Here is a 25,863-nt window from a genome sequence, read left to right on the forward strand (position 1 = left end):
GGTATTTTCTCGTTTTTTGTCATTATATGAACATTGGGTTTTTGGTAAAAAGGGATTCCCTTTTTGTAAAAAACCTCATCTAAGCTAACGAAAAGGGAGATTTAAGACATGCACGTTCGTTCCTTTCAGTTGAGTGATGCAAGCCAGATGACGGAGCTTCTCCAGGTTGCACTATCGGAAGAGTGTTATGAGAACACGATGGGCCCGTTTGCCCGTCAATTGTCATGGGATTCAGACCTGATCATGGTTGCGGAAGAAGAGGGAGACCTCGTAGGCGCTTTGATCGGTACGATTGATCACAACCAGGGTTGTATCTACCGTATTGCGGTACATCCAGACTATCGTCGCCGTGGAGTCGGCAAAACACTTGTCGAGGCTATGGAACAGCGGTTCCAGCAGCGTAAAGTCAGCCAAGTATGGGTGGCGGGTGATGAGCACAACAAAGTAGCCATGCCTCTATATGAAGCAATGGGTTACGGTGCCAATCAGATTATGAGCGCTTTCCAGACTCTTAGTATTTTGTCCAAAGCTTAGTTTGCATGTTTAAAAAGAAATAAAAAAAAGATTTTCATTTCATATTAGGCATATCTCTTTAACGTGTAAGAACGTGAGGGATGTGCCTTTCTATTTATATGAGTGTTCTTCACGTCATATTCCTCTGGTTCCCTCATTTTCTGAACATGCTTCGGAGTCCCTGAATTCTATTTAAATCACCCTGACTATCCCGGCTGTATTCACGATAACCAAGGTATTGGTGCTCATAACCAATTGTTTCACTCTCCCAAATGGAGTAGACTGAAAGGGAGTTTGGTTACCATGTTACAAGTTTAATTCAACTATTTAATAAATGAGGTGTCCCTTTGAATTCCAATTATCATTCAATGGAACATGTGACTTCCGAGCAACGAAATGAACCGTCAAAGCCTGAACAACCGGGCAAATCCTGGGTTGTCGAGCTGTGGGACTGGGTCAAAACGATTGTTGTTGCTTTTGTAATCATGATGCTGCTGAACCTGTTTGTGTTCAATCTGTCGATGGTCAAGGGACAGTCCATGCAGCCGACACTGGTTGAGCGAGATCGCCTTTTCGTCAACAAAATTGTATACCATCTGGGTACTCCTTCCCGATCAGATGTGATCGTACTTCGTGATCCAAGCGAAGGCGTGGAGAAGAAGGATTTTCTGGTGAAACGGATCGTTGGACTTCCGGGAGATACAATTGAGGTTAGGGATCACCATCTATATGTGAACGGCGAGCAACAAGCGGAAACGTACACCGATATTGAGGTGCAGGACCCGGATTTTGGTCCAATCACACTGGAGCCGGATCATTTCTTCGTGATGGGGGATAATCGTCATGAAGGCAAAAGTAAGGATAGCCGAGTGTTTGGCAGTATTACATCCGACCAGATTGTAGGCAAGGCTGAATTTATTTTCTGGCCGTTTTCTGAATTGAAGAAATTGTAAAATGCTGACAGGACAACAACTTCAGACTGCATTTTGCGTTAAACCATATAGACTTGTTCCGTTTGAATTCAAGTATGCAAGGCATATATAGAAATTAACGCCTGTCCTCTTACCGTGAGGCGGGCGTTCACTATTTACGGAATAAGTGTCGGAAGAAGAGAGGGAAGAGAAATGACGAGCGTACAGACCGGGGCAGCACAGGATGCCTCCGTATGGGAGAAGTTAAAACAGGAGATCAAGGCAGCTGGCCCCGGACTGGGCATTGATGATATCGGATTTGCTTCGGCTGATCCCTTTGTTTCCCTGAAGTCGCTGCTGGAGCAGTCGCGGGATAAGGGGTATGCTTCAGGTTTTGAAGAGCCGGATATTGAAAAAAGAGTGCATCCCGCCTTAAAGGATGGCGAGCCCGCTTCACTTATTGCAATAGCCGTGGCATACCCATCCAAAATGGTGAATCCGCCGAAATCGGAGCCTGGTGCGTATCGAGGCATTTTTGCCCGTTCGGCTTGGGGTCAGGATTATCATCAGGTCCTGCGTGCAGCGATGGACAAGTTGGTCAATTTTATAAAGGAACGCGTACCTGAAGCCATGATCGAAAGCATGGTAGACACCGGAGCATTGGTGGATCGTGCGGTGTCCCAGCGTGCGGGGATTGGTTTTAGTGCCAAAAACTGTGCCATTATATCACCCAAATTTGGTTCATGGATTTTTCTCGGAGAACTGGTAACAAATATTCCTTTTCAACCAGACACACCTGTGACCGAAGACTGCGGTGAATGTACAAAATGTATTGATGCCTGTCCTACAGGGGCATTAGTGGGGCCGGGGCAGTTAAATGCACAGCGCTGTATTTCTTTTGTAACCCAGACAAAAGGGTTCGTGGATGAAGAATTTATGCTGAAAATAGGCAACCGTCTATACGGTTGTGATACGTGTCAGATTGTCTGTCCGAAGAACCGGGGTAAGAACTGGGATCACCATCCCGAGTTTCACCCCGATCCGGAGATTGTGAAGCCACTCCTACTGCCGCTGCTGGACATCGGTAACCGGGAATTCAAGGAACGTTTCGGTCAGAGTTCCGCCGCTTGGCGGGGCAAGAAACCGATTCAACGCAACGCCGTTATTGCCCTGGGCAATTTCAAAGACAAAAGTGCTGTACCGAAACTTACAGAAGTACTAAAACGTGATCCGCGCCCCGAGTTGCGGGGAACCGCAGCCTGGGCGTTAAGCAGAATTGGAGGAGAAGACGCCATGAGAGCAATTGGGGAAGCTGCCGCTAACGAACAAGATGGGAACGTACTAAGCATGCTGCAGAAGGCCGAGGAGCGACTGAGTTCGTCCGAGACCTTACCCAAACAGCCACAGGCTGGACAAGTGAGTGAGAAGCAGTCAGAGGAACAGAACAACGAGAACAATGCCTTACGTGCGTTACAACAGGATTTGAAAATGGAAGCTGGGATTGAACCGGGTAGTGAGCAGTCTGCACAGCCTGCCAAACCGGAAGCCGCAGCGTGGAAACCTTCAGCCGTTACGGGTCTTCATGGCAAGCCTGTATACTACGATGAGGTACTGACACCCATTGGTACTCTTACGTTATGCGCGACGGATGAAGGACTGTGTCACATTGATTTTGGCGCCTTTCACGTACGCGAAGCTCATCTGCAACAATGGGCCCGCATCTGGATTGGCGAGTATCGATATGAGAAGAACGAAGAGAAGCTCAGCGAAGCTGCAAAGCAGTTAAAGGAGTATTTTGCAGGGGAGAGAAAAACGTTCGACTTGCAGCTTGATCGGCTTGGAACACCATTCCAACTACAAGTATGGCAAGTTCTGTCCGATATATCTTATGGAGAGGCCTCATCACACCAACAGGTTGCGGAAATCATCGGCAGACCCAAGGCTGTTCGTGCAGTTCTGGACGCCATTAGCAAGAATCCGATTCCGATTATTATTCCCTGTCACCGTATCAGTGGTAAAGACGGTACCCTGGTGGGTTATGTAGGCGGTCTGCAAACCAAGGAGCAATTGCTCGCATTGGAGCAGCTATCGTAAGAGCGGGGGACGTTCATGAAGTATGTAAACGTGGAGAGCGTGGAAGCGGGGGAGCTTCTGGGCAAGACGGTATATTCCAGTAACGGCACGGTACTGCTGTCTGCCGGAGTCCAGCTCACCGTATACATGGTCAATACGCTGAAGCGTATTGGCGTGACCATGTTATACATCCAGGATGAAGCGTATAAAGATGTGGATGCAGAAGACATTCTGGATGAAACCACGAAACGGGCAATAATTAACGAAATGAGTGTCACACTCGAATCCATTCGATCCGGGAAAGACTGGAGTCCGAGGAAAGTTGCCCTCAGTATAGAGAAGTTGCTGAATGATGTACTGAACGGGCGTGAAATGCTTGTGCAGCTCACCGATATTCGTACCAAAGACAATGCACAGTATGTTCATGCGATGAATGTATGTTTGTTGTCTTCGGTCATCGGACTGAATATGGGACTCAATTATAACCAACTGAAGGACCTTGCTGTGGGGGCATTATTGCATGATATTGGCAAAGTGGGGGAACCTCCTGGCAGTGGCTCTGCTGCAAATTCTTCGCTGCACCATACATGGCGTGGATTCGAAGTGATTAAGAACAAACGGGAGTTCAGTCTGTTGGTCGCCCATACGGCCCTGCAACATCATGAGCATGTAGATGGTACAGGCATGCCGAGAGGGATCAAGGGGAGTGACATTCATCTGTTTGCGAGAATCGTTAGTGTGGCTAATATCTATGATAATCTCATTAATGGTTTATCCAAGGACAGTTTGATGCCACATGAGGCCTGTGAAGAGATGATGGCGTTGTCTGGTACAAAGCTGGATCGGGACATTCTGATTGAGTTCAACAAGAGTGTATCCGTGTATCCCAATGGTACAGCGGTAAGACTGTCTACCAAAGAGACTGGAGTCATTGTGCGTCAACATCGGGGATTGCCCGGCAGACCTGTAATCAGGGTGGCGCGCGGAAGTACGCGTTATTCTCTGGATGTGGTTGAAATCGATCTTGCTCAGCATACAACCGTTTTCATTGAAGCTGTCATGACGTAGCTTGTGTGCGGTTCAACTGGAAAATCCGTTTGCTCAAGGCGTGCGGAAATGCTATGATACTTTCAGGAAATCCGCTCTGTGTCAGGTTTACAACTTATGTGTCGAACATCATGAAGTGACACAGATTATCAGGCTTTTTAGAATGCATACAGAGGTGTCTAAGAGATGGATATTGTTATACCGATTATTACATTGATTGTTGGTCTGGTCGGGGGATTTTTCATCGGGGTGTTCTACTTGCGTAAACAACTTGAGAAAATGCAAAGCAATCCGGACATGCTTCAGAAAATGGCGAAGCAAATGGGCTACAACCTGAATGGCAAGCAAATGCAGCGTGCCCAGCAGATGATGAAGAATCAGCAGCCAGGAGCGAAAATGCCTCAGCCGCAACAGCATCCTGCGCGTAAAAGTTCGGGCCGCCGAAAATAATAGCAGTGAATAACTGCTTAAAGTGTGTGTTCAAAAAGTTGGGTCGTACTTTTTGAACAACCTCTTAAAGTATTTGGTTCGAAAGGAGGCGTTTGGCAGTGGCTGGCGTTAAAGATTATTTGAATTCAAAAGTATCCGACAACCGGGAGAAGATCGAGTATCATGTAGAGCAGATCCTGAAATTGATCGGAGAAGATAGTACACGTGAAGGGCTGCTTGAAACGCCTGCACGTGTGACCCGAATGTATGAAGAAATTTTTGGCGGATATGAAGTAGACCCGCGCGATGTGCTCGGTGTAACGTTTGACGAGAATCATGAAGAACTGGTTATCGTCAAGGATATTGTCTACTACAGTCAGTGTGAGCACCACATGGCGCCGTTTTTCGGCAAGGTACACATTGGGTATATACCAAGCGGCAAGATCGTTGGTCTGAGCAAAATGGCTCGTCTGGTCGAAGCAGTAACACGTCGCCTGCAAGTTCAGGAACGTATTACTTCACAGATCGCTGACATTCTGACAGAGGCCGTTGAACCTCATGGAGTTATGGTCGTTGTGGAAGGCGAGCACTTGTGCATGTGTTCCCGCGGCGTGAAGAAACCGGGAAGCAAGACGGTAACGTCTGCTGTACGTGGTTCTTTCCGTGAGAATCCGGCACAACGTGCGGAGTTCTTGTCTTTGATGAAAGATTAAGATCAGGTATGTCCACTCGCTGGACAAGCCTGATGAGTAAGTTCCTTTGGTTTTGGAAGCAGCAGTTTCTAAGCCATAGGATGTGATATAAATAAGCCGTGTTCCCTGGGAACCGGCTTATTTATATATGCGTTGTCATTCCTATATACTGGATACATATGAATTCGTTAAGCCGGAGGTAATGGAACGATGAGTGTACCTTCCCATTCAGATCAACCGGTTCAGCCGGAAAAGGGACTACAGGCAGATCAGCAGGCTTCAATGCGTCTGCAAATCTGGGAGACACCACTCATGCGACAAGGTAGCAGTGTACTCGAAGCTTTTGCTTGGGAAGAAGTTATGTGCAGGCGGGTTGGGGCAGGGCATCTACCAGTTGCACATATATGGAGACACCCAGATGCCTTTGTAGCGGGTCTGCGTGACCGCAGGTTGCCACAGGCTGTAGAAGCGATGGAACAGATTAGAAGCCAAGGGACAGCGGTCTGTGTTCGGCCTTCCGGTGGAGCGGCAGTACCCTTGAACCCAGGGGTAGTTAATGTGTCGCTGATTCTGCCTAATCCCGGACATGCCATCAATATTCATGATGATTTCCGGGAGATGGCTTCGATTATTGCGGAGTCGCTAAAGCCGTGGTCGAATCAGGCGCAAACTGGCGAGGTTCAGGGTGCTTTTTGCCCGGGAGATTATGATGTCAGTGTAGGTGGATTGAAATTCTGTGGTATTGCCCAGCGCAGGCAGGCAAAGGCGTATATCATTACGGCTTTTATCATCGTGGACGGTCAGGGTGATCAATTGGCAGCAGATGTGCGACAATTCTATCAGCATGCAGCAGGCGGGGCGAGTGAAGGATATCCCGATGTTCAGCCTGGCACGATGGCAAGTCTGAACGAATTGGCAGGTGTACCTTCAGCTGCGGCATATACTGCGGCTTTGGTTCGAACACTGCGCGATCGCTATCCACAGGCGGAGACCAGCAGGGTGCTTAGCGTTGGCTCTGAAGAAGTACGCCTGATAGCTGAGCAGATGAAGCTACGTTACGATTAACACTTTTTACTAGGGCTTGGAATTGGTTAATAGAGATGATATGATGTGATTTCGGAAGGAGAGTGTTAGGATGGACACATTGAGATATACGTATTTATATGAGGTTGTATCAACAGGCGAAAAATCCGAGTTCAGCCAAATGGCAACAAGCAAGGAAGAGGCTGCTGCACTGATCGTTGCACGTATAGCCGATCTGGAGTTTACAGATGAGTCTGATATCAAGCTGGGCGATCTGATCTCCATTAGCAAACAGGTTGGCGACAACTATGTGGCTTGCGAGGGCTGTGCTTCTTAAGTGAACATTTAGAAATAGGAAGTCTCTCAAAATACAAGCAAGTCTCTTTTTACAGGAGGCTTGCTTTTTTGTATACACCAAAAGAGATATCGTTCAGTCATTCGGCTGGAGATATCTCTTTTTTTCTCTAAACCATCTAACCCCAAGCTTAATAAGGCGGCCACAACAACTTGCGTGCCGTTTCGTAACGCTCGGCCACAGCGGGCCAGTAGACAACGTTCCACCAATCCTCGATATACTTTTTGCGTTCATTCTGATGTTTCAGATAGTAGGCATGTTCCCACACATCCAGTGGCAGGAGTGGTACGATATCGGACTGGGACAGGTTCTGGTGTTTTTCCGCCTGCAAAATCTCCAAACGATGTGCTCTCGGGCTCCAGACAAGCATCGCCCAGCCACTGCCTTCCACCTTGTTCGCGGCTTCTGTGAATTGATTCTTAAACGCTTCATAACTCCCGAAATCTCGCTTGATCTGCTCTGCGAGCATACCGGAAGGTTTGCCGCCGCCAGCAGGGTTCATAATTGTCCAGAAGATCGTATGCAGGTAGTGGCCTGCCCCGTTGAAGGCAAGTTCACGTTCCCAATGTTTGATGAGTTCAAAGTTATTCTTTTTTCGCGATTCCGCCAGCTTCTTCTCTGCTACATTTAGTCCATCCACATAAGATTGATGGTGTTTGTCATGATGGATACGCATCGTCAGCTCATCAATATGTGGCTCCAGCGCATTGTACGCATAGGGGAGAGGAGGCAGTGTGTGTCCTCCGATGGGAACCGGCTTCTCTTTTACGGGAGGTGCTGTAGAGCTGGGTGTGGCTTGTGTTGTTCCGGTAGAAGGTGGTTGAATGGTTGCGGATTGGATATGAGCTGAACCGGCAGGTGCATTTACATTTCCCTCTGGAGAAGTTGGGGCTTCTGAAGCTTGGCGATGGATGCTTCCTGGCCCTGACGTATGCAGCGCATTTTCCAGAAAAAGTGACGGTTCCGAATCCGTTTCACGCAAGATGCCAGGTTGGCCAAGCGTATCCAATACGCCCAGAAAATACTCCGACTCGCGGATAAAATGCAGAATGAGTACTTTGGCAAGCGGAACAGCTTGCACAGCAGCACTTTGCTCCAGAAGAACATACAGCTGTTTGATGAACTCTCTCGATTGCTGCCGAGCTGCCAAAACAAGTTGATCGATACAACGAACCATGTAGGGAGCAGGTGGATGGGTTGCGGGCAATAGTTGTTTTAAAAGCTGATTGGCTACTCGCTCACTGTTTGCAAAGGTAACCTCCCATTCCTCCAGTAGCTTGACGTATGGGGGCTCCAGATCAGGAACCAGGGCACGAATGACGAGTGTATGTTCTTTCTCCTGCTCTTTCCAGAAACGGATTTCCTCCAATGTCCGCAGAGGCAGCAGGTGACCATATTCATACCAGTTCATCTATGTTGAACCTCCTTCAGATGAAATACATTGCATGCAGACCGTCTGTTCATGCGTCCCAAGAGTATATTCCGCGAGCTTGTTGTCCTATGAGTGCAAAAAAAAGAGCCCCTGAGGGCTCTGGAATCAACGAAAAGTTCGGTGATTGAAATTTGGTTATTCTCCATTATTCGTGTTTTGCACATCGTCACTGCTTGTTTTCGTTACATGACTCAGGAAAGTTGAGACACGGCGCAGATATTCCTTTGGATGCTCCCGGAAGATCAACTCATGATGCGCATCCTGGACAATCCATACATCCGAGTACGGATTGGTCTGGTTGGCGGCGAGTTGCTCCGCAATTGGATAAGGCGCCTTCTCGTCCTCTGTACCATGGATGAAGAAAATCGGGAACGGATAATCTTTCTTTTTCACTTCCTGGTATGGAATCTGTTGTAATCCGGTACCATTCAGAACAGGGAACAACAGTTTCATGATCTCCAGTGTAGGCTGACGCGGGAGATCGATCTGGTTGTGAATGTTGTGGTACAGCGTATCTGGCTCCAGCAGGAACGCACTGTCCAGAATCATTGCATCCACTTCCTTCGTAATCAGTCCGGTTTGTAACGCTGTACCGGCACCCATCGAGAAGCCCCAGACAACCAGTTCCTGCGCACCACGTTGCTTGGCGAACTGGATGGCACCCAGCAATTGCTGTGACTCAGCTTTGCCACCTGTGGCTACAGCTTTGTTCACTTGAGAAGCGAAGCCGTAATCGAACATCACCACGTTGAACCCAAGTTGATGGGCATAGTGTGCCAGGTCATACATGGGTACCCATGTTTCTTCACGATTAGCACCATAGCCGTGACTGAAAATAATCGTTTTGCTTGCAGCATTGTCAGCAGGAATATACCATCCCTGCATCGTGCGGCTGCCATCTGCTGCCGGGAACGTGATGTCTTCATACTTCATGTTCTTGGCTTGCATCGGATTGGAGAAGACAGGCGCTACCGTTGGATTGGATAATACCCATGCGATATAACCATGCAGTGCAATAAAACAAAACAGTAGAAAAAATACAACGGAGAGCAGCAACGCTACGATAATATGTTTGAACCGAATCAGCCTCGGTGATAGGGAAGAGGGCAGATCGGACACTTTTGTTTGCAGCGGGGCTTCGCTCTGGGATGATTGATACATGAATGCCCCTCCTTTGAAGTTCAGTTGAAGATAACAACGACATGATAAGAGAATTGCGTCGATTTCAGAGCCTGTTTTCAGAGCGATATCTTAATGTAATATATCTTTATCGTATGTTCCAATATAGTCAAAGTCAATTGATTGAGGGCATTTGTTACGCAATTGTTATATAGTTCTTAAGATATATGGGTAACATTACCTTAGTGTGCAAATTACAGGGGATTAAGTCTTATAAAAAGGAAAAATTTACACGTTGGCCTATTTTGATTTTGGCTCTTTTTGGTTTACAGATGAGACCGTTTCTCATATAATTTATGTAACCAAGTTTCATGTGATGAAACATGAGGAGGGCATTATGCCATGGAAGATCGCAAGTTAACCGTCCGGGCTGTGGAACGGGCGCTGGATATATTATTATGTTTTACCACACGCAGTGATCTGGGACTCACCGAAATTGCCAGCCAGATCGGCCTGCACAAAAGTACAGTGCACCGTTTGATGGCTACGCTGGAAGATCGAGGGTTCGTGATCCGCGATGCAGCAACAGAGAAGTACCGACTTGGCATCCGAATCTGGGAGCTGTCAGCTCATATGTCCCGTAGTGATGATCCCGCTATTCTGCTACTGCCTGCGATGGAGCGACTGAGAGATCGATTGGGGGAGACTGTGAGTCTGTACCTGCGTGATGGGAGTGAACGGATTCGGATTCAGGCTGTGCAAAGTGATCAGGCGATTCGCCGAGTCGCTCCAGTGGGTGTTAGACTCCCGCTGTCTGTGGGCGCTTCCAGCAAAGTCCTAATGGCGTTTGCCACGGACGAGGATCGTGAAGAACTGATGAACGGGCCGGAATGGCCGGTGTTTATTGATCCGGCGGTGTATTTGGCACAAATGATAGATATCCGGGATAACGGATATGCCACGAGTTATGAGGAACGTGAGCCGGGAGCTGCCGCGGTATCTGTACCGATTATGGATCGCAGAGGCAATATCGCAGCTGCCCTCTCGGTCTCGGGACCTGTCAGTCGACTTTCGCAGGAGACATTGCATGAATACGCACCTGTGTTGAAGGATGCTGCTACGCAAATGGGGCTCATGTTATCCTGATGCTGAGGTAAGGTTTTTCTCCAATAGAGTTGATCATTTGGAATATAAAGGTTGTTTTTATGTTCCGGTTGCGCTACTCTGTTATGGACGGCCCAGCGGGGCCAGCTTCATTGAATATGAACGGCGGCTTATGTAAGCCGCAACTTGTTAACGTTACTGGGGGAGTCCGAATTGTCCGGACTGAGACGGAATCGCATGAGATTCCGGACCCTTTGCACCTGATCTGGATCATACCAGCGTAGGGAAGTAATCGGCGATATGACCACAACCACCACATGATGTGACCCTTGTAGGGCTCCGTTAAGGAGCTGCATAAAGGTGCATTATTGGTGATGGACATAAAAGTCGGTTCCTTCGGGGACCGGCTTTTTTATATACAGGGAACGGGCGATATAGCGCGGATTTTATGGGCTTCTTTTTCGATAACCTGCGGAAGTGGGCTTGGATGAGGAGGGGAGTCTTATAGATCGATGATCTGTGGTAGCCTCCGTCTGTTGTTAACTGTACATGAAAAGTGTCTCCCCTGGTCTGGTGTAGGATCGCTCTTTCTTCTCTGCAATGCGCATGATTTGGGACAGGTACGTAAGTGAGCTAATGACTATTCCAACCAAACAAGCGACGAACACTGAGGAGGAGAAAAGCGAACATGAGTACAGGAAATCAAACGGGACAACAAGCGATGGAACAGGAACATAACGGTCAGCAGGTGGAAAAAGAAACAGGAGCGGCCGGACGGGTTCAGCCCTTTCCGGGCAGCCGCAAAGTCTACATTCAGGGCTCACGGCCGGACATTGCTGTACCGGAGCGTGAGATAGCCCTTCATGACACGAATACTCCCCAAGGGGTGGAGCATAACGAACCGCTACGTGTCTACGATACGAGCGGCCCGATGACCGATCCCGCATTTCATGCGGATATCCGTGCAGGTCTGCCAGCCCTGCGCACCCGTTGGATCACAGAGCGCGGCGATGTCGAAGCTTATCAAGGCCGTACGGTTAAACCGGTGGATAACGGACTGAAGCCCGGAGGAAAGAGAGCTGGAGCCGAAGAGTACCCTGGATTACGTGGCAAACCGCTGCGGGCACAGCCAGGACGCTGTGTGACCCAGATGCACTACGCGAGGCAAGGAGTCATTACGGCAGAGATGGAGTTTGCCGCCATTCGTGAAGGCGTGGAACCGGAATTTGTGAGGCAGGAGCTGGCGAGTGGACGGGCCATTCTGCCATCCAACATCAATCACCCGGAGAGTGAGCCGATGTTGATCGGTCGTCATTTTCATGTGAAGATCAATGCCAACATTGGCAACTCTGCTGTATCTTCATCCATCGAGGAAGAGGTCGAGAAGATGACCTGGGCGGTACGCTGGGGATCGGATACCGTAATGGATCTGTCCACAGGCAAAAACATTCATACCACCCGGGAATGGATCATCCGTAATTCACCTGTGCCGATTGGTACGGTGCCGCTGTATCAGGCGCTGGAGAAGGTGAATGGCGAAGCAGAAGCGCTGACCTGGGAGTTGTACCGTGACACACTCATTGAGCAGGCAGAGCAGGGCGTGGACTACTTTACGATTCATGCAGGTGTACTGCTGCGTTATATCCCCATGACCGCCAAGCGAATGACAGGCATTGTGTCCCGGGGCGGGTCCATTATGGCAGCATGGTGTCTGGCGCATCATCAGGAGAATTTTTTGTACACCCATTTTGAAGAAATCTGCGAGATTATGAAAAGGTATGATGTGGCGTTTTCGCTGGGAGATGGACTTCGTCCAGGCAGTATCTACGATGCGAATGACGAAGCTCAGATGGCGGAATTGGCTACGCTTGGGGAACTGACGCAGATCGCATGGAAGCATGATGTGCAGGTGATGATCGAAGGCCCGGGTCATGTGCCGATGCACAAGATCAAGGAGAATGTGGACTTGCAGATGGAGATATGTAAAGAGGCACCGTTCTATACGCTGGGGCCGCTGACGACCGACATTGCCCCGGGTTACGATCACATCACGTCCGCCATTGGGGCAGCCATGATTGGCTGGTTCGGCACGTCCATGCTCTGTTATGTTACGCCAAAAGAACATCTGGGCCTGCCCAACAAGGATGATGTGCGGGAAGGGGTCATCGCCTACAAGATCGCAGCTCACGCCGCCGATCTGGCGAAGGGACATCCGCGTGCTCAGCGCCGGGATGACGCATTGTCCAAAGCACGGTTCGAGTTCCGCTGGAGGGACCAGTTCAACCTGTCACTAGACCCTGAACGTGCGCTGTCCTACCATGATGAGACGCTGCCAGCAGAAGGGGCCAAAGAAGCTCATTTCTGCTCCATGTGCGGACCAAAGTTCTGTAGCATGCGCATCACGCAGGACATTCGTGCCTTTGCCGCTGATAAAGGATTGTCCGAGAATGAGGCTGTAGCTACCGGGATGCAGGAAAAGGCCGAGGAATATCGGACACGCTCCTAAGGGAGCCAGGTGATGAAGGTTTTTTGAAGCTTTAAATTATAAATATTGATTAATGTTTGGACAAGGCCAAACCCGCTTCACCGTAACTTTTGGATTCAATCCAACTTACGCCAAATCTGAAATAGGATGCCTGCGATGACAAACAGCACGCCATCAGAAAGTTTAAGATTACTAGCATGTAGAAGTGCGGAAGAACCCATACCGACTAGGAACAAGATAAGAATATATAAAAATCGCATTAATTTATTCACCTCTCTTGTTGAGTGAAATGTGTAAAAGAGAACGATTTTTATATCGTTCTCTTTTTTGAATTTAACTTTATTCTACCTTATATTACATATACATATTTAACAAAGACTTCATTAATAATTAAAATTTTTAAGTGTACCTCTGGAATCATTATCAGCAGAGCCTGAGAAGCTAACCTCTAGAGCTCCAAAACTCAATCCTACACTGCCCGTACCTTTAATGTGGTAGTAATTGGATTGTATTTGAGATAGACCACTTTGATTTCCTTGCTTTTTATGTTCTATTGTAAAGACGGCAGAGGCAACCTGTTCTGTTATAATAATGCCCCCTTTGAGATCAGCATTGAATCCAACACCATTCTCACCAGTATATGAGAAATTACGTCCACTTCCTAAAGTTGTAAACGTAGAGTTTCCGCTATACTTGACTTTATCTTCATAATACCCAGAACCTGGCACTGTTCTCCAAATTTCTTTATCAAAAGAAGCGCCATAAGCATCAGATAAGCGCCAAAAAGGCATTGATTTCCACTTTCCTGTTAATGCAACCATAAACCGCTCACGATTATTAACATTATCAGTTCGAACTATGGTTATATAATAGTCAAATTGATCATCCTTGATATTTCCGAGTGGTCCAACCTCTCCGTTGAATTCAGGTGCTGAGGCTTTTTCATGAGCCACTACTTCAATTGATCCATCTTCTTTCGAAAGACTTTTCTTAAACTCAGGGCTCCAGGATTCTATTACTTCATAAGGAATACCCTGCTTTAATAAAGTTATGTCCAATTTCACAGTTTTATTCTCTGCAGAAGCGAAAGCACTGGTAGGAATAAGTAATAGGCATAGACAGCAAACCAACAGTAACTTCGATAAACGCAATAATCTCAATGTAAAACCTCACCCTCTGAGTAATTTGTTAAATTATAACAATATAAATTTATCATATAACCCTAGGTTTGTATACCTAAATTATGTATATTTAATTATTATTTTAAAAATTAGGATTAATATGTATTTATGTAAATAATAAATTAAACATACTTATACTTACTCTACTAACTCTTAACTAGATCACAGGAGCACATCCAATTTGTATCAATTAATTGTTTGATGAATCTACTGTCGAGCCAGGCCCAAATTCTTCTCCAAATACGCCGCAAGCAATGCCAGCGGGCTATGGATTGGAATACCGCGATCTACTGTAACCTGTGCAGCTGCGGGAGCCATAGACAGTTGGGCTGCCACTACCGTTTTACCCGGATACTGCTCAGCAATCTGCTGTAAGCCTTCTCGTACCGCTTCGAGATACCCTTGCTGATCTCCACGCATAATCAACTCAAATGTCCAAGGGATGCACACCGCTTCCGTCTGAGAGGTCTTGGCAACGTGTAGTTGCCCATTCTCATCCTCTTGTTGTAATGCCTGATTCAACCGTGCCATCGTTCCTTCAACGGTTGCCGGGTTGGTGAATGCGATTATGTAATCTCCTGGTACTCGCCGCATCTCCTGCAATAACGGATCATCTATGCCGATCACAGGCACAGGGACCTGTATGGCTTCCTGCTCCAATACTGTCGCAAACAGGGTACACGTAACCAGAATGGCATTGGCATGACACTCTGCGATCCATTGGAGCGTCTGGGCTACCTTCTCGTGAATAACGACCTCCGAAAAGTCAGCGTCATGTTTAAGACGGTCCAGACCTGGATCGACGTAATGGACCAATTCAACTTCATAAGGAGCAAGCGTTTCTTCAATTAAGGCGATGTTGGAATAGTGAGCGTGAAAACAACCAATGGTGATCATGTGTTAAGTCCCCTTTTACAGTTCGTATATGTCATGGATCTCTTAGATATTTAAACCATTATAGAAACATGCCTGAGAACTGTACAGTCGTTTATGGCTCAACGCCAATAACCGCCCTTCCGCCAAGCTGCGGAAAGACGGTTGATAACCGGATTCGAATAGGGTCCGGTGTCCATTTTTATCTAAGAGAAGGAGAAGCATTTTTCTTCGCCATTTTTTGCTGTAAAATTTCATGAAAGGATAGACCTTGAGTGTTCTCATTCTCCTTTTTAGGAGCAGTGGTCGCCGTGTTGCGCGGATATTGGTGATGGTACGGGATCATTTGCTGAATAGGCATGCGGATCATCTTGGTTCCTCCTTTGATGCATTTTTTTGAATTATGTATTTCGACTGGTTACCATGCCAGGTGCGCATATAGGTACATGTGACTTGTTAGACGAAATAGAAGAGTTTAAAGCGTAATTCCAATTGGATTGTAGTGATTTTACCCGGTTTTAAGGAGATGTAAACGTTTTTAGGGAAATTCAGGAGTAAAGGACCTGATTTGAAAGGTTTTGTGTGGGAGGATAGCAATGGTTGTTATGTGAATAGTCCCAATTTTAAGGAAGTCAATGGTACCCGCTTATGAGGCATATTGTCTGGTTAAATGATGCAAATCATGCTAACTAACTTGGTACCATGGTCGGGTTGTTTAGGTGGTAATGTAGTTCCGGATATAACAAAAAACTGCCGAGCGAACTCGGCAGCTTGCGTGATATGAATAAGGATGCGAGGAAAATTTGATCTTGTCTGAGGTATACAGTGTTGTCTCTATCTATTTTGACGAACAGCGATGTAGATATCTACTTGTACACTTTCGGGATTCAGGCTGCGTTCATCATACAATTCAAAATCCCCGGTGAACGTACGATCGCTTTGTTTGTCCCATGCCCACACGGCTCCCCAAGCTTCGCCAACAACCTCTGCCATCGGTCCTTTTCTGGAAGTGAATACGGCGTAAGTTGCAGGAGGGAGTAAAATGTCGTCCAATCCTTCAGGCAATGATTCGTTCGGACTGACCTCATGCCCTACCAGTATGGTGTATTCTCCGGTTATCCCATCGGTGTAATCCGTGTAACAACCATAGCGAGCACTTTCAGGTGCAGGGAGGTGCTCTGAGGCAAAATAATTGTTCCAGAGTCCCTGAATACAACCTTTGCCACTGATTTCAATGGCGTTGGTTGTGCGGGCGGATACGCCGGCAATACGTTTTCCAGGGAGAGTGACATAACGAACGGGCTGGGCAGAGAACGAATGATCTGTTGTTACCTGATCAGGATTAGCGGAAACAGTAGGGTTTTCAGCCAGAGATTCTGTATGTTGATTCGTTGTATTCGTGCGCCAACGTTTCAAAAAAGGAAGCTGGTTACGCAGCATCGAACGAGCGGATTCCTCATCCATGCCTTCGTCCTTCAGAATGGCAGTGCACATCTCCGTCATGCCTTCAAGTGACATACCGGGCTGCTCAAACTTGCCCTCTTTGTAACAATAGATACAGTACTCACGGGTTGTGCTTCCATCTGCTTCCGTTCCGAATTGGGCAGGGGTTGTGAGCGGCATGCCGCAGCTTTGACATACAGTGACGTTCATGATTAGTTCCTCCTCATATATGTACAGATTGAATATATCTGAAGTATACGGGTAGGAACTGGACAGCTGTCTGTCAGGTTTGAGTCGGAGGTATATAATTTTGTACAATTTGCTCCGCGATACGGCAGATTTCATCCCGAATATGCTGAGGTTCCAATACTTCAACGTCCGCGCCGAAGCCCAGAATGAACCCATATAACCAGCCATCCTCGGGAAAAGCAACCTGGCTAATATAATAACCAGTCCCATCAGGCATGACGTTCTCGATCCCAAACCATTCTTCCGCAATATGACGGACGCGAGCATGGAATTTCAAGGTTAATCTAGCTTGATTGTCCGGACGGCTCCATTCCTGTTGCCAGGGTCTGTCCTGCGGGTTGATGACTTTACGCTCGAAGTGCTCATTAGCAAGCGTGACATCTTGCATGCGCACAAGCTTAAACATGCGAAATTGATTCCGCTCGTGACAAAAAGCATACAGGTACCAGGAATGTTTCTTGAGTACGATGGTATGAGGGTCGGCAGTTCGGTGAGTATGGATACCTTCCGCACTGCAGTAGGTGAAGGTTACGGGGCGTAATTGATCCATACCCTGTTCGATAAGTTCAAGCTTGATTTTCAGCGCTTCGGGATGCGTCCAAGTTGAGTAATCCACGATGAATCGATTGGTATTGGCCTGAAAATCGTCATTTTTGGATTCAGGTACGATACTGCTGAGTTTTTCGACCAGAAGCTCTCGCGCAGCATTAGCATGGGAAGTGGATACACTGCGCAGTGCAGTGACGATGGAAGCGAGGTCCTTGTCTGTTAATACGTTTCGATCCAGCCGGTAGCCTTCAGCCAGGCCAATCCCGCCGCTTGCCCCCTGATACGTCACCACGGGGATGCCTGCTTGACCCAGTGTATCGATGTCCCGATAGATGGTCCGGATCGATACTTCGAACATATCTGCCAAGTCTTTGGCTTGTACCCGTCCACGATTGATTAGCAACACTACGATGGCTAATAAACGCTCCAGTTTCATATGTATGGATTCCTTTCATTGGTTTATCTGTTGGATTCAAATATGTTATATTGTTGAGCATCACACATAGGAGTGGAATAAGCAATGAAGCGAATTACGATTCTGATCGCAGACGATGAAGTTGAGATCGCTGATCTGGTTGCTTTACATTTACAAAAAGAAGGATATCACACCATCAAGGCTTTTGACGGGAAAGCGGCGGTTCAAGCTGTTCAGACCCAAGCGATAGATTTGGCGATTCTGGACATTATGATGCCTGGCATGGACGGGTATGAGGTGACCCGTAAAATTCGGGAGCAGCATCATTTGCCGATCATTTTCCTGAGTGCCAAAACATCAGATATGGACAAAATTACGGGACTCGTGATGGGTGCGGACGATTATATGACCAAACCGTTTAATCCGATGGAGCTTGTTGCCCGGGTTAACTCCCAGTTACGTCGTTCGCTGCAATTCAGCCAGTCTGCGCCTGTGCAGAGGTCCATTCTGGAGAAAGGTGGGCTCATCATCACGCCAGATCAACATCGCGTTACACTCTACGGCAAACCAGTGGAACTAACACCGAAGGAGTTTGACATTTTGTATCTGCTCGCGAGCCACCCCAAGCAGGTGTTCAGTGCAGAAAGCATTTTTGAACAGGTATGGGGAGAAGCCTATTACGAGAGTGGGAATACTGTGATGGTCCACATTCGGACCCTGCGCAAAAAGCTGGGGGAAGATGTGAACAAGAACAAGTTTATCAAAACCATCTGGGGTGTGGGGTACACGTTTAATGACTAAACGAAGAAGTTTTCGTACAACTATGATTATGTTGCTAGGGTTAAGCATGCTTGCCTCTGGTGCAATTACCTATGGGATTTACAAGATTATGCAAGCCTATTATTCGGGTGTCCGTGCAGAAGATCAGCTCGCTGAATATCGTCATTTTATGAGAAGTATCGGGGATATCTATTTCTTCCTGATCTTATTTATCCCACTCGCCATTCTATTTTTCTTCTGGTTTACCAAGCCCTACGCGACGTATTTCAAGGACATTTCTACAGGGATCAGGCATTTGGCCAACGGTGACTTTCAGCATCGTGTGCAGATCTCCTCGAAGGACGAGTTAGGTACGATTGCGGAGGATGTGAATTTGGCAAGTGAGAAGCTAAGGGAAGCGGTAGAACGAGGGGATTTTGCTGAAAATAGTAAGGACCAGCTTGTTGTCAATCTGGCGCATGACCTGCGAACACCGCTGACGTCTGTGCTTGGATATTTGGATCTGCTCATGAAGGATGATCAGCTAACGGAGGAGCAGGTACGGCACTTTACGTCGATTGCATTCACCAAATCACAGCGTCTGGAGAAGCTGATTGATGATTTGTTCGAAATTACCCGTATGAATTATGGCATGCTGCCTATAAACAAGACACAGCTGGATCTTAGCGAACTGCTGAAGCAGATGAACGAAGAGCTCTATCCTGTATTTGAAAAGAACCAACTAGTCGCCCGACTAAAAATAGACACTGACCTTACGGTCTCCGGTGATGGCGAGCTACTGGCTCGTGTGCTCGAGAATCTGCTAATTAACGCTGCACGGCATGGCAAGGATGGCATGTACGTAGATATTAATGGATATCGGGATGCAGAACAGGTCATCATTCAGGTAATTAACTATGGTGGACATATTCGTCCAGAGGAATTGCCACATATCTTCGATATGTATTACACCGGAGATCGTGCCAGGACCCCTCAGGAGGGTGGGACAGGCCTTGGACTGTTTATCGCTCGTAATATTGTGGAGCAGCATGACGGTACGATCTCGGCTCAGAGCGACGTGGTACGGACGTTATTCGAAGTTCGTTTGCCCGTATTTCAATGAGGTCTAACTTCAAATTTAAGAAAAACTTTAAAATTGCCCTGCTTTTTCTTTAACTTGTGTTGTCTATCCTTGATGTATGAGGTAAAAGGAGGAACAAGCATGAAAAAGTGGGGCTTTTTGATATGTATCGTTTTGATCGGATATATCGTTACGCAATCACCGGGATGGATTCAGCAGAAGGATGAGTTGCCCATAGAGATTCAGAATACGCTTGAAAATCCCGCAGGTTATACCGTATCCGTCACCGGAAGCATTCAGGATCAGGTACATAAGGGCAACTTGTTACTAGTTGATAAGCAGTACCCCGTTCACCCGGAAGGAGTTAAATCCGATATTGTATATGTGGCACATGAGGATGATCTGCTTCGTGGATATGGAATACTGGATCAGAAAATCATGTTATCACGACAGGTGGCGCAGGAGTTTCAGAGGATGGTTGAAGCAGCAGGCGAAGAGGGAGTCAGATATTTTCTCGTCAGCAGTGGATACAGGGACTTTGAAAAGCAGGACGAGTTATATCGGGAAAAGGGTTCAGACTATGCGCTTCCTGCGGGACACAGTGAGCACAATCTTGGGTTATCCCTGGATATCGGCTCAAGCTTGGCTGCCATGAATGAAGCACCAGAGGGTGCTTGGCTGGAGAAGAATGCATGGAAATACGGATTTATTTTACGTTACCCAAAGGATAAAGTGCGCATCACCGGTATTCAGTATGAACCATGGCACTTTCGATATGTAGGGCTGCCGCACAGTGCTGTCATGTATAAGAATAATTTGGTGCTGGAAGAGTATCTTGATTTGTTAAAAGAAAAAGAGAACATTACTGTTGAAGTAGAGGGTGAGGAGTATCATATCCGTTATTATCGGGCCACCCGAGACACAACCGTTTACATACCTGAGCAAGGCCAAACTGAAATATCGGGTGATAACATGGATGGCGTCATTGTCACCGTAAAGAAATAACAGGGCAACACAAAGGAGGCGAAACAACATGAAGCACAACAACCAGAAGAAAAGCAAACATTACATCCTTTGGATTGCCGTTTTCATTATCTATTTATATCTGCTGACGAAGCTGATCCTGTTCAAAGGAAGCCCGGTCGATTTTGGCATCGTGAAGGATCGACTGATGGCGTTCTTGCAACAACCGGATCTGGTCCATACCCGAACCGTCAACCTGACACCATTTCAGGAAATCTCACGAGACTGGAACAGTCTGTCGTTACATCGTCCGGGCACCGCAATCCATCTGGTAGGCAATATACTGGCCTTTATCCCGCTGGGCATCTTCATTCCTGTGTTGACGGGTAACAAGTTATTCTCCGGAGTAAAGGTGCTCCTGCTGTCACTGCTGCTCAGTCTGGGTTATGAAGTGACACAGTTAGTGACTGGCATGGGCATATTTGATGTGGATGATCTGATGCTTAATACACTCGGCGGCTTGATTGGATATATCATTTATACCATGGTCATCGGCCTGAAAAAGGTGTTGGTGGGAGGAGAATCCCGCGTGACGACGAAAAAGTTAAATTCTAAGGAAAGTCACGTGTAAGGAGGAGAAGAACTTGATTATAATGGCTGTACTGTTCATTAGCGCAGGGCTAATGTTTCTCGTGTATCCACACAAGGTAACGGATGCTTCGGAAAAACAGATTACGGAGCGAGTGATCATGTCTAGATGGGTCGGAGGCTCGTTAATTGCTCTGTCGTGTTTGTTTCTGATCATGGGCACGATTCAACTGTTAGATCAAGCCTCACATCACATTGGGCATTAGAAGGAAGTTAGGCTGAGGAATGATTTTTAAATGTATCCCGATTATAAAAAGAAAAGCAAAAAAAGCTCCCCACCACGTGCTGAGTGCACGTGGTGGGGAGCTTTTCTGTATAACTTCATCACAATAATGATTTATATCATTAAGCTTTTTTCATCATTTGACGCAATACAGTTTGCAGGATACCGCCGTTATGGTAGTAATCCACATCAACCATGCTGTCCAGACGAGCGATGACAGGGAATTCGAACTGTGTACCGTCTTCACGAGTTACGGTAACTTTCAACTCTTGTCCTGGCTTCACATCATTGCTGAGGCCAGTAATGTCATACGTTTCACGTCCGTTCAGACCAAGGCTGGACCAGCCGTGACCTTCCTGGAATTGCAATGGCATTACGCCCATGCCGACCAGGTTACTACGGTGAATACGCTCGAAGCTTTCTGCGATAACGGCTTTGACGCCGAGCAGGAATGTTCCTTTTGCCGCCCAGTCACGAGAGCTTCCTGTACCATACTCTTTACCAGCGATAACGATCAGGTTCTGTCCTTCATCCTGATACTTCATGGAAGCATCGTAGATGGACATTTCTTCGTCCGTTGGCAGGTACTTCGTGATACCGCCCTCGGTACCCGGAGCCACCTGGTTACGAATACGAATGTTGGCAAACGTACCACGCATCATGACTTCATGGTTACCACGGCGTGAACCGTAGGAGTTGAAGTCTTTGCGCTCTACGCCATGTTCTTTCAGGTACAGTCCAGCCGGGCTGGATGGTGCAATATTACCTGCTGGCGAGATGTGATCCGTTGTTACGGAATCCGCAAGCAATGCCATAACGCGTGCAGAACGGATATCTGCGATATCGTTCAACTTGTCGCCAAGCTCCTGGAAGAACGGAGGATTCTGAATGTACGTGGAGTTCGGATCCCACTCGTACAGTTCACCTTCCGGTACAGAAATTGAATTCCAACGCTCATTGGCTGTAAATACATTCTCGTACTTGTTGCGGAACATCTGAGCGTTCAGGGAACTAGCGATGGTATCCTTGATTTCCTCGGAGGTAGGCCAGAGGTCTTTCAGGAATACAGGCTCATTGTTCGTATCATAACCGATTGGATCGGTTTCAAAGTCAATATTTACGGTACCCGCAAGTGCATATGCCACAACGAGTGGTGGTGATGCCAGGTAGTTGGCTTTAACCTGTGCGTGTACACGGCCTTCGAAGTTACGGTTACCGGACAATACAGCCGCTACGGTCATATCGTTCTCAGCAATAGCTTCGCTCACTTCGTCCGGCAGTGGGCCGGAGTTACCGATACATGTTGCACAACCGTAGCCCGCAACGTTGAATCCGAGTTTGTCGAGATACGTGATCAGACCTGCTTTTTCCAGGTACTCGGTAACCACAAGGGAACCTGGTGTCAGACTGCTTTTCACATATCCTGGTTTGGTCAGGCCGCGTTCAACTGCTTTTTTCGCCAGTAGTCCCGCTCCAACCATAACACTTGGATTCGAAGTGTTCGTACAACTTGTGATCGCCGCGATCACAACTGCGCCTGCCTTCAGTTCACTGTTGGAACCGTCCGGATGCTTCACAGGTACGGATTGTTCGATTTTCTCATCGCTCAAACCGTAGCCGCCTTTATCTACAGGTGTGCGAATGATGCTGTTGAAGCTTTCTTTCATTTGTGTCAGCTCGATGCGATCCTGTGGACGTTTTGGTCCTGCGAGACTTGGTACAACAGAGCCGAGATCCAGTTCAATCACATCTGTGAATTCAGGATCAACGGTGCTTGAAGTACGGAACATGCCTTGAGCTTTGTAATAAGCTTCAACCAATTCTACCTGCTCGTCAGGACGGCCAGTGTTACGCAAATAGTTCAACGTTTCACTATCAACAGGGAAGAAACCGATCGTTGCGCCATATTCTGGTGCCATGTTGGCTACTGTTGCACGGTCAGCCAGACCGATGTTGGCAAGACCTGGACCGTAGAATTCTACGAATTTACCAACAACGCCTTTTTTACGAAGCAATTGGGTAACGGTCAGTGCCAGATCCGTTGCTGTTGCGCCTTCGCTCAGGCTCCCTGTCAGTTTGAAACCGATAACGTCTGGTGTTACAAAATAAAGCGGTTGGCCCAGCATACCTGCTTCGGCCTCGATTCCACCAACACCCCAACCAACAACGCCAAGTCCGTTGATCATGGTGGTGTGGGAGTCTGTACCTACGAGGGAATCCGGGAATACAACGGTTTCGCCGTCCACGGTTTTGGTTGCTGCCACGGAAGCCAGATACTCCAGGTTAACCTGGTGAACGATCCCTGTGGATGGTGGAACTGCACGGAAGTTGTTGAATGCCGTTTGCGCCCAACGCAAGAAGCGGTAACGCTCTTCATTACGCTCGAACTCAACTTTGATATTGTAATCAAGTGCATCGTTGGTACCAAAAGCATCAACCATAACGGAGTGGTCGATAACGAGATCGACCGGTACGAGCGGGTTGATCTGTTTTGGATCGCCGCCTGCTTTTTTTACAGTATCACGCATTGCAGCGAGGTCAACGACAACCGGTACACCGGTGAAATCCTGCAGAACGATACGTGCAGGGATGAATGGAATTTCCTTGTTATTGTCACGGCCATCTGCCCAGCCGGTCAGTTGTTTTACGTGTTCTTCGGTGATGGCACGTCCGTCGAATTGACGAATTGCTGCTTCAAGCAACACTTTAATGGAGAAAGGAAGCCTGGAAAGATCGCCGTGGCCGTTTTCCTGAAGAGCATCGAGACTGTAGTAGCGGTAAGACTTGCCTCCAACCTCAAGACTGCGAGCGGCGGAGAAATGATTCTTTGCTGACATACATGTACCTCCTTGGGATGTGTCGGTGAGATGAAGAAAACGTTCATTTAGGTGAAGAACAGGCCTTCATCGTTCCGTGTTCTTGTTCGTTAGTTTCATCAGATGAAACGTAATTTCATAATCATAACTTTAGTTTTAAGTATACCGTTTTCACCTCCGTACGTAAAGGTCTTTTTGCCTGATCAAGCAAGCTTTTGGACCGATGAAGGCGTTTTCGTGAAGCGAGCAGGAATAAGATATCTTGTGTACCTGTATTTGCCGAATTTCGGATCTCCCTCCTGAGCCGTGTACATACAACCGAAGACCCTTTCATATGAATAGTAGGAGTTTATATACGCAATGAAATATTCCAGACAGAACTCATGCCAAAGGGGGACATAGGCTTGGAACGGGAATGGAAGAGTGCCTTATATACTTACGTGAACCAGTACAATCGCTGTGAGATCGACTACCGTCCACAGACCAGCGAACGGATCGTTACTGATCCTGACTTCGTGGTGGAACGGGGAGAGCGTATGGCAAGGCTGGACGAATGGTATCGTAAGCGGCGCGCCGTGCCTCTTCGCAGCGAGACCAGCGCCAAGCTTGTGCGCACGCTTATGGATGGCCAGGAAGAAGCGGTGGTGGATGTACAATTGTACAGCAGACTGTTCTACGAGAAGAGCGGGATCACCCACCGGGAGGACCGGATTGAGCGGGAGCGGTTAACCTTTCTGCGGCAGAGTGGTGGATGGATTATTGGACGGGTCGAGCGAGAAGTGCCGGAGCGTCGCCCTGCTGGGGAAGGGCGTCCGTTTCAACAAGCTGATTTTGTACAGGCGATGAATCGGCCGCTGCTGAATCGGGAAGTGTTGGGTCAAGGAAGAAGCTCACGGCAACAGTCATATCGCAGAGATCTGGCGGTTGCCTATGCAGATCGATGGTGGAATGCGGGGAATCCGGCATTTGAGGAATTTGATGTGGATTGTACCAATTACGTGTCCCAATGTCTCTTTGCAGGGGGCGCACCCATCCACTATACTGGTAGAAGAGAAGCCGGCTGGTGGTATAAAGGATATGTGAACGGCTCCGAAATGTGGAGTTACAGTTGGGCAGTTTCCAACAGTCTGGAGCGTTATTTGTCAGGCAGCAGCTGGGGTCTGACCGCGACAGAAGTGGAGCGTCCTGAGCAGCTGATGCTCGGCGATGTTATTCTCTACGATTGGGATGGAGATGGACGATTTCAGCACAGCACCGTTGTGACCGCGTTTGATGCAGGCGGTATGCCGCTTGTTAACGCACATACGGTTAGCAGCCGTCACCGCTTTTGGGATTACCGGGATTCTTACGCTTGGACGGAGCGGACGGTATACCGGCTTTTTCATATTGCAGATGAGTTTTGATGACGAAAGATTTTCGGGATGCGGTGACGCAGACATCCAGTTCCGTGTAAAATAAGACCAGATAATGCAAGCAGAAT

At 47.6% G+C, this 25,863-nt stretch carries 24 protein-coding genes and 1 riboswitch; of the genes, 16 read left to right on the forward strand and 8 right to left on the reverse strand.

The window, feature by feature from the left end; all coding sequences use genetic code 11:
- Window positions 1–108 precede the first annotated feature (108 nt).
- The 8 genes from BS614_RS06915 (at window position 109) to BS614_RS06950 (ending at window position 7,025) form a co-directional block, all read left to right on the forward strand.
- Window positions 109–534 (forward strand): GNAT family N-acetyltransferase, encoded by a 426-nt coding sequence (locus BS614_RS06915; protein ID WP_017690782.1) that lies wholly within the window; start codon window positions 109–111, stop codon window positions 532–534.
- 347 nt (window positions 535–881) lie between these two features.
- Window positions 882–1,466, forward strand: coding sequence for a signal peptidase I (gene lepB / locus BS614_RS06920; RefSeq protein WP_074096722.1), 585 nt, complete (start codon window positions 882–884; stop codon window positions 1,464–1,466).
- Window positions 1,467–1,637: 171 nt separating this feature from the next.
- Window positions 1,638–3,518 carry a tRNA epoxyqueuosine(34) reductase QueG gene (queG, locus tag BS614_RS06925; protein ID WP_074093393.1) on the forward strand — a complete coding sequence of 627 codons (1,881 nt, stop codon included), beginning with the start codon at window positions 1,638–1,640 and terminating at the stop codon, window positions 3,516–3,518.
- A 15-nt stretch (window positions 3,519–3,533) separates the two neighbouring features.
- On the forward strand, window positions 3,534–4,565 hold the full coding sequence (locus BS614_RS06930) for an HD-GYP domain-containing protein (RefSeq protein ID WP_017690779.1): 1,032 nt from the start codon (window positions 3,534–3,536) through the stop codon (window positions 4,563–4,565).
- Between the two features lie 165 nt (window positions 4,566–4,730).
- A complete protein-coding gene (locus tag BS614_RS06935) occupies window positions 4,731–4,994 on the forward strand; it encodes a YneF family protein (protein ID WP_017690778.1) in 264 nt (87 codons plus the stop codon).
- A 98-nt stretch (window positions 4,995–5,092) separates the two neighbouring features.
- Window positions 5,093–5,686 (forward strand): GTP cyclohydrolase I FolE, encoded by a 594-nt coding sequence (folE, locus tag BS614_RS06940; RefSeq protein WP_074093395.1) that lies wholly within the window; start codon window positions 5,093–5,095, stop codon window positions 5,684–5,686.
- Window positions 5,687–5,875: 189 nt separating this feature from the next.
- A complete protein-coding gene (locus tag BS614_RS06945; protein WP_084174437.1) occupies window positions 5,876–6,730 on the forward strand; it encodes a lipoate--protein ligase family protein in 855 nt (284 codons plus the stop codon).
- Window positions 6,731–6,800: 70 nt separating this feature from the next.
- Window positions 6,801–7,025: a hypothetical protein gene (locus BS614_RS06950; RefSeq protein ID WP_036614132.1), complete on the forward strand. Its 225-nt coding sequence runs from the start codon at window positions 6,801–6,803 to the stop codon at window positions 7,023–7,025.
- 148 nt (window positions 7,026–7,173) lie between these two features.
- Here BS614_RS06950 and BS614_RS06955 read toward each other — a convergent pair whose 3' ends face one another.
- Both BS614_RS06955 and BS614_RS06960 read right to left on the reverse strand, forming a co-directional pair.
- Window positions 7,174–8,454, reverse strand: coding sequence for a Fe-Mn family superoxide dismutase (locus tag BS614_RS06955; RefSeq protein WP_074093396.1), 1,281 nt, complete (start codon window positions 8,452–8,454; stop codon window positions 7,174–7,176).
- 156 nt (window positions 8,455–8,610) lie between these two features.
- Complete coding sequence (locus BS614_RS06960; protein ID WP_074093397.1) at window positions 8,611–9,636, reverse strand: alpha/beta hydrolase; 1,026 nt, start codon at window positions 9,634–9,636, stop codon at window positions 8,611–8,613.
- Window positions 9,637–9,996: 360 nt separating this feature from the next.
- Between BS614_RS06960 and BS614_RS06965 the strand changes: the two genes are divergently transcribed.
- Both BS614_RS06965 and thiC read left to right on the forward strand, forming a co-directional pair.
- Window positions 9,997–10,740 (forward strand): IclR family transcriptional regulator, encoded by a 744-nt coding sequence (locus BS614_RS06965; RefSeq protein ID WP_074093399.1) that lies wholly within the window; start codon window positions 9,997–9,999, stop codon window positions 10,738–10,740.
- A gap of 148 nt (window positions 10,741–10,888) precedes the next feature.
- Window positions 10,889–11,002, forward strand: a riboswitch (TPP riboswitch).
- A 417-nt stretch (window positions 11,003–11,419) separates the two neighbouring features.
- Window positions 11,420–13,204 carry a phosphomethylpyrimidine synthase ThiC gene (thiC, locus tag BS614_RS06970; protein ID WP_157116286.1) on the forward strand — a complete coding sequence of 595 codons (1,785 nt, stop codon included), beginning with the start codon at window positions 11,420–11,422 and terminating at the stop codon, window positions 13,202–13,204.
- A 362-nt stretch (window positions 13,205–13,566) separates the two neighbouring features.
- Here thiC and BS614_RS32105 read toward each other — a convergent pair whose 3' ends face one another.
- From BS614_RS32105 to BS614_RS06990, 5 genes are all read right to left on the reverse strand, one after another.
- The gene (locus BS614_RS32105; RefSeq protein ID WP_244898279.1) at window positions 13,567–14,343 is read right to left on the reverse strand and encodes a hypothetical protein; all 777 of its coding nucleotides are present in this window, start codon (window positions 14,341–14,343) and stop codon (window positions 13,567–13,569) included.
- 228 nt (window positions 14,344–14,571) lie between these two features.
- Window positions 14,572–15,261, reverse strand: coding sequence for a hypothetical protein (locus BS614_RS06980; protein WP_074093403.1), 690 nt, complete (start codon window positions 15,259–15,261; stop codon window positions 14,572–14,574).
- A 178-nt stretch (window positions 15,262–15,439) separates the two neighbouring features.
- Window positions 15,440–15,607, reverse strand: a complete 168-nt coding sequence (locus BS614_RS31425) for a hypothetical protein (RefSeq protein ID WP_017690769.1) — start codon at window positions 15,605–15,607, stop codon at window positions 15,440–15,442.
- 464 nt (window positions 15,608–16,071) lie between these two features.
- Complete coding sequence (locus tag BS614_RS06985; protein WP_074093405.1) at window positions 16,072–16,890, reverse strand: zinc ribbon domain-containing protein; 819 nt, start codon at window positions 16,888–16,890, stop codon at window positions 16,072–16,074.
- Between the two features lie 73 nt (window positions 16,891–16,963).
- Window positions 16,964–17,914 carry a helix-turn-helix transcriptional regulator gene (locus BS614_RS06990; protein WP_036614123.1) on the reverse strand — a complete coding sequence of 317 codons (951 nt, stop codon included), beginning with the start codon at window positions 17,912–17,914 and terminating at the stop codon, window positions 16,964–16,966.
- 84 nt (window positions 17,915–17,998) lie between these two features.
- On the opposite strand from BS614_RS06990, the gene BS614_RS06995 reads away from it, so the two are divergent.
- The 5 genes from BS614_RS06995 to BS614_RS07015 all read left to right on the forward strand — a co-directional run bounded on the left by BS614_RS06995 (window position 17,999) and on the right by BS614_RS07015 (window position 21,550).
- Entirely contained in the window at window positions 17,999–18,694 is a 696-nt protein-coding gene (locus BS614_RS06995; RefSeq protein WP_036668222.1) for a response regulator transcription factor, read from the forward strand.
- Complete coding sequence (locus BS614_RS07000; RefSeq protein ID WP_074093407.1) at window positions 18,687–19,775, forward strand: HAMP domain-containing sensor histidine kinase; 1,089 nt, start codon at window positions 18,687–18,689, stop codon at window positions 19,773–19,775. Before BS614_RS06995 ends, BS614_RS07000 begins: the two co-directional genes overlap by 8 nt.
- A gap of 99 nt (window positions 19,776–19,874) precedes the next feature.
- A complete protein-coding gene (locus BS614_RS07005; RefSeq protein ID WP_074093409.1) occupies window positions 19,875–20,738 on the forward strand; it encodes a M15 family metallopeptidase in 864 nt (287 codons plus the stop codon).
- Between the two features lie 28 nt (window positions 20,739–20,766).
- Window positions 20,767–21,327 carry a VanZ family protein gene (locus BS614_RS07010; protein ID WP_074093411.1) on the forward strand — a complete coding sequence of 187 codons (561 nt, stop codon included), beginning with the start codon at window positions 20,767–20,769 and terminating at the stop codon, window positions 21,325–21,327.
- 13 nt (window positions 21,328–21,340) lie between these two features.
- On the forward strand, window positions 21,341–21,550 hold the full coding sequence (locus BS614_RS07015) for a hypothetical protein (RefSeq protein ID WP_074093413.1): 210 nt from the start codon (window positions 21,341–21,343) through the stop codon (window positions 21,548–21,550).
- A 139-nt stretch (window positions 21,551–21,689) separates the two neighbouring features.
- Here the strand turns inward: BS614_RS07015 and acnA are convergent, their stop codons facing one another.
- Window positions 21,690–24,404 carry an aconitate hydratase AcnA gene (gene acnA / locus BS614_RS07020; RefSeq protein ID WP_036614112.1) on the reverse strand — a complete coding sequence of 905 codons (2,715 nt, stop codon included), beginning with the start codon at window positions 24,402–24,404 and terminating at the stop codon, window positions 21,690–21,692.
- A 362-nt stretch (window positions 24,405–24,766) separates the two neighbouring features.
- On the opposite strand from acnA, the gene BS614_RS07025 reads away from it, so the two are divergent.
- A complete protein-coding gene (locus BS614_RS07025) occupies window positions 24,767–25,786 on the forward strand; it encodes an amidase domain-containing protein (RefSeq protein WP_197997991.1) in 1,020 nt (339 codons plus the stop codon).
- Window positions 25,787–25,863: the final 77 nt, after the last annotated feature.

It is taken from the genome of Paenibacillus xylanexedens (assembly GCF_001908275.1).
Lineage (GTDB): Bacteria > Bacillota > Bacilli > Paenibacillales > Paenibacillaceae > Paenibacillus > Paenibacillus xylanexedens_A.

Excerpts from the sequence above, each read along its gene's own strand:
- BS614_RS06990 (WP_036614123.1), bottom strand. The coding sequence starts at position 17,914 with ATGAAACTGGAGCGTTTATTAGCCATCGTAGTGTTGCTAATCAATCGT.
- BS614_RS06985 (WP_074093405.1), bottom strand. The coding sequence starts at position 16,890 with ATGAACGTCACTGTATGTCAAAGCTGCGGCATGCCGCTCACAACCCCT.
- BS614_RS06980 (WP_074093403.1), bottom strand. The coding sequence starts at position 15,261 with ATGATCACCATTGGTTGTTTTCACGCTCACTATTCCAACATCGCCTTA.
- BS614_RS06935 (WP_017690778.1), top strand. The coding sequence starts at position 4,731 with ATGGATATTGTTATACCGATTATTACATTGATTGTTGGTCTGGTCGGG.
- BS614_RS07025 (WP_197997991.1), top strand. The coding sequence starts at position 24,767 with ATGCCAAAGGGGGACATAGGCTTGGAACGGGAATGGAAGAGTGCCTTA.
- acnA (WP_036614112.1), bottom strand. The coding sequence starts at position 24,404 with ATGTCAGCAAAGAATCATTTCTCCGCCGCTCGCAGTCTTGAGGTTGGA.
- queG (WP_074093393.1), top strand. The coding sequence starts at position 1,638 with ATGACGAGCGTACAGACCGGGGCAGCACAGGATGCCTCCGTATGGGAG.
- BS614_RS07000 (WP_074093407.1), top strand. The coding sequence starts at position 18,687 with ATGACTAAACGAAGAAGTTTTCGTACAACTATGATTATGTTGCTAGGG.
- BS614_RS06950 (WP_036614132.1), top strand. The coding sequence starts at position 6,801 with ATGGACACATTGAGATATACGTATTTATATGAGGTTGTATCAACAGGC.
- BS614_RS07010 (WP_074093411.1), top strand. The coding sequence starts at position 20,767 with ATGAAGCACAACAACCAGAAGAAAAGCAAACATTACATCCTTTGGATT.
- BS614_RS06960 (WP_074093397.1), bottom strand. The coding sequence starts at position 9,636 with ATGTATCAATCATCCCAGAGCGAAGCCCCGCTGCAAACAAAAGTGTCC.
- lepB (WP_074096722.1), top strand. The coding sequence starts at position 882 with ATGGAACATGTGACTTCCGAGCAACGAAATGAACCGTCAAAGCCTGAA.
- BS614_RS06945 (WP_084174437.1), top strand. The coding sequence starts at position 5,876 with ATGAGTGTACCTTCCCATTCAGATCAACCGGTTCAGCCGGAAAAGGGA.
- BS614_RS06995 (WP_036668222.1), top strand. The coding sequence starts at position 17,999 with ATGAAGCGAATTACGATTCTGATCGCAGACGATGAAGTTGAGATCGCT.
- BS614_RS06965 (WP_074093399.1), top strand. The coding sequence starts at position 9,997 with ATGGAAGATCGCAAGTTAACCGTCCGGGCTGTGGAACGGGCGCTGGAT.
- BS614_RS07005 (WP_074093409.1), top strand. The coding sequence starts at position 19,875 with ATGAAAAAGTGGGGCTTTTTGATATGTATCGTTTTGATCGGATATATC.
- thiC (WP_157116286.1), top strand. The coding sequence starts at position 11,420 with ATGGAACAGGAACATAACGGTCAGCAGGTGGAAAAAGAAACAGGAGCG.
- BS614_RS31425 (WP_017690769.1), bottom strand. The coding sequence starts at position 15,607 with ATGATCCGCATGCCTATTCAGCAAATGATCCCGTACCATCACCAATAT.
- BS614_RS06915 (WP_017690782.1), top strand. The coding sequence starts at position 109 with ATGCACGTTCGTTCCTTTCAGTTGAGTGATGCAAGCCAGATGACGGAG.
- BS614_RS06930 (WP_017690779.1), top strand. The coding sequence starts at position 3,534 with ATGAAGTATGTAAACGTGGAGAGCGTGGAAGCGGGGGAGCTTCTGGGC.
- BS614_RS06955 (WP_074093396.1), bottom strand. The coding sequence starts at position 8,454 with ATGAACTGGTATGAATATGGTCACCTGCTGCCTCTGCGGACATTGGAG.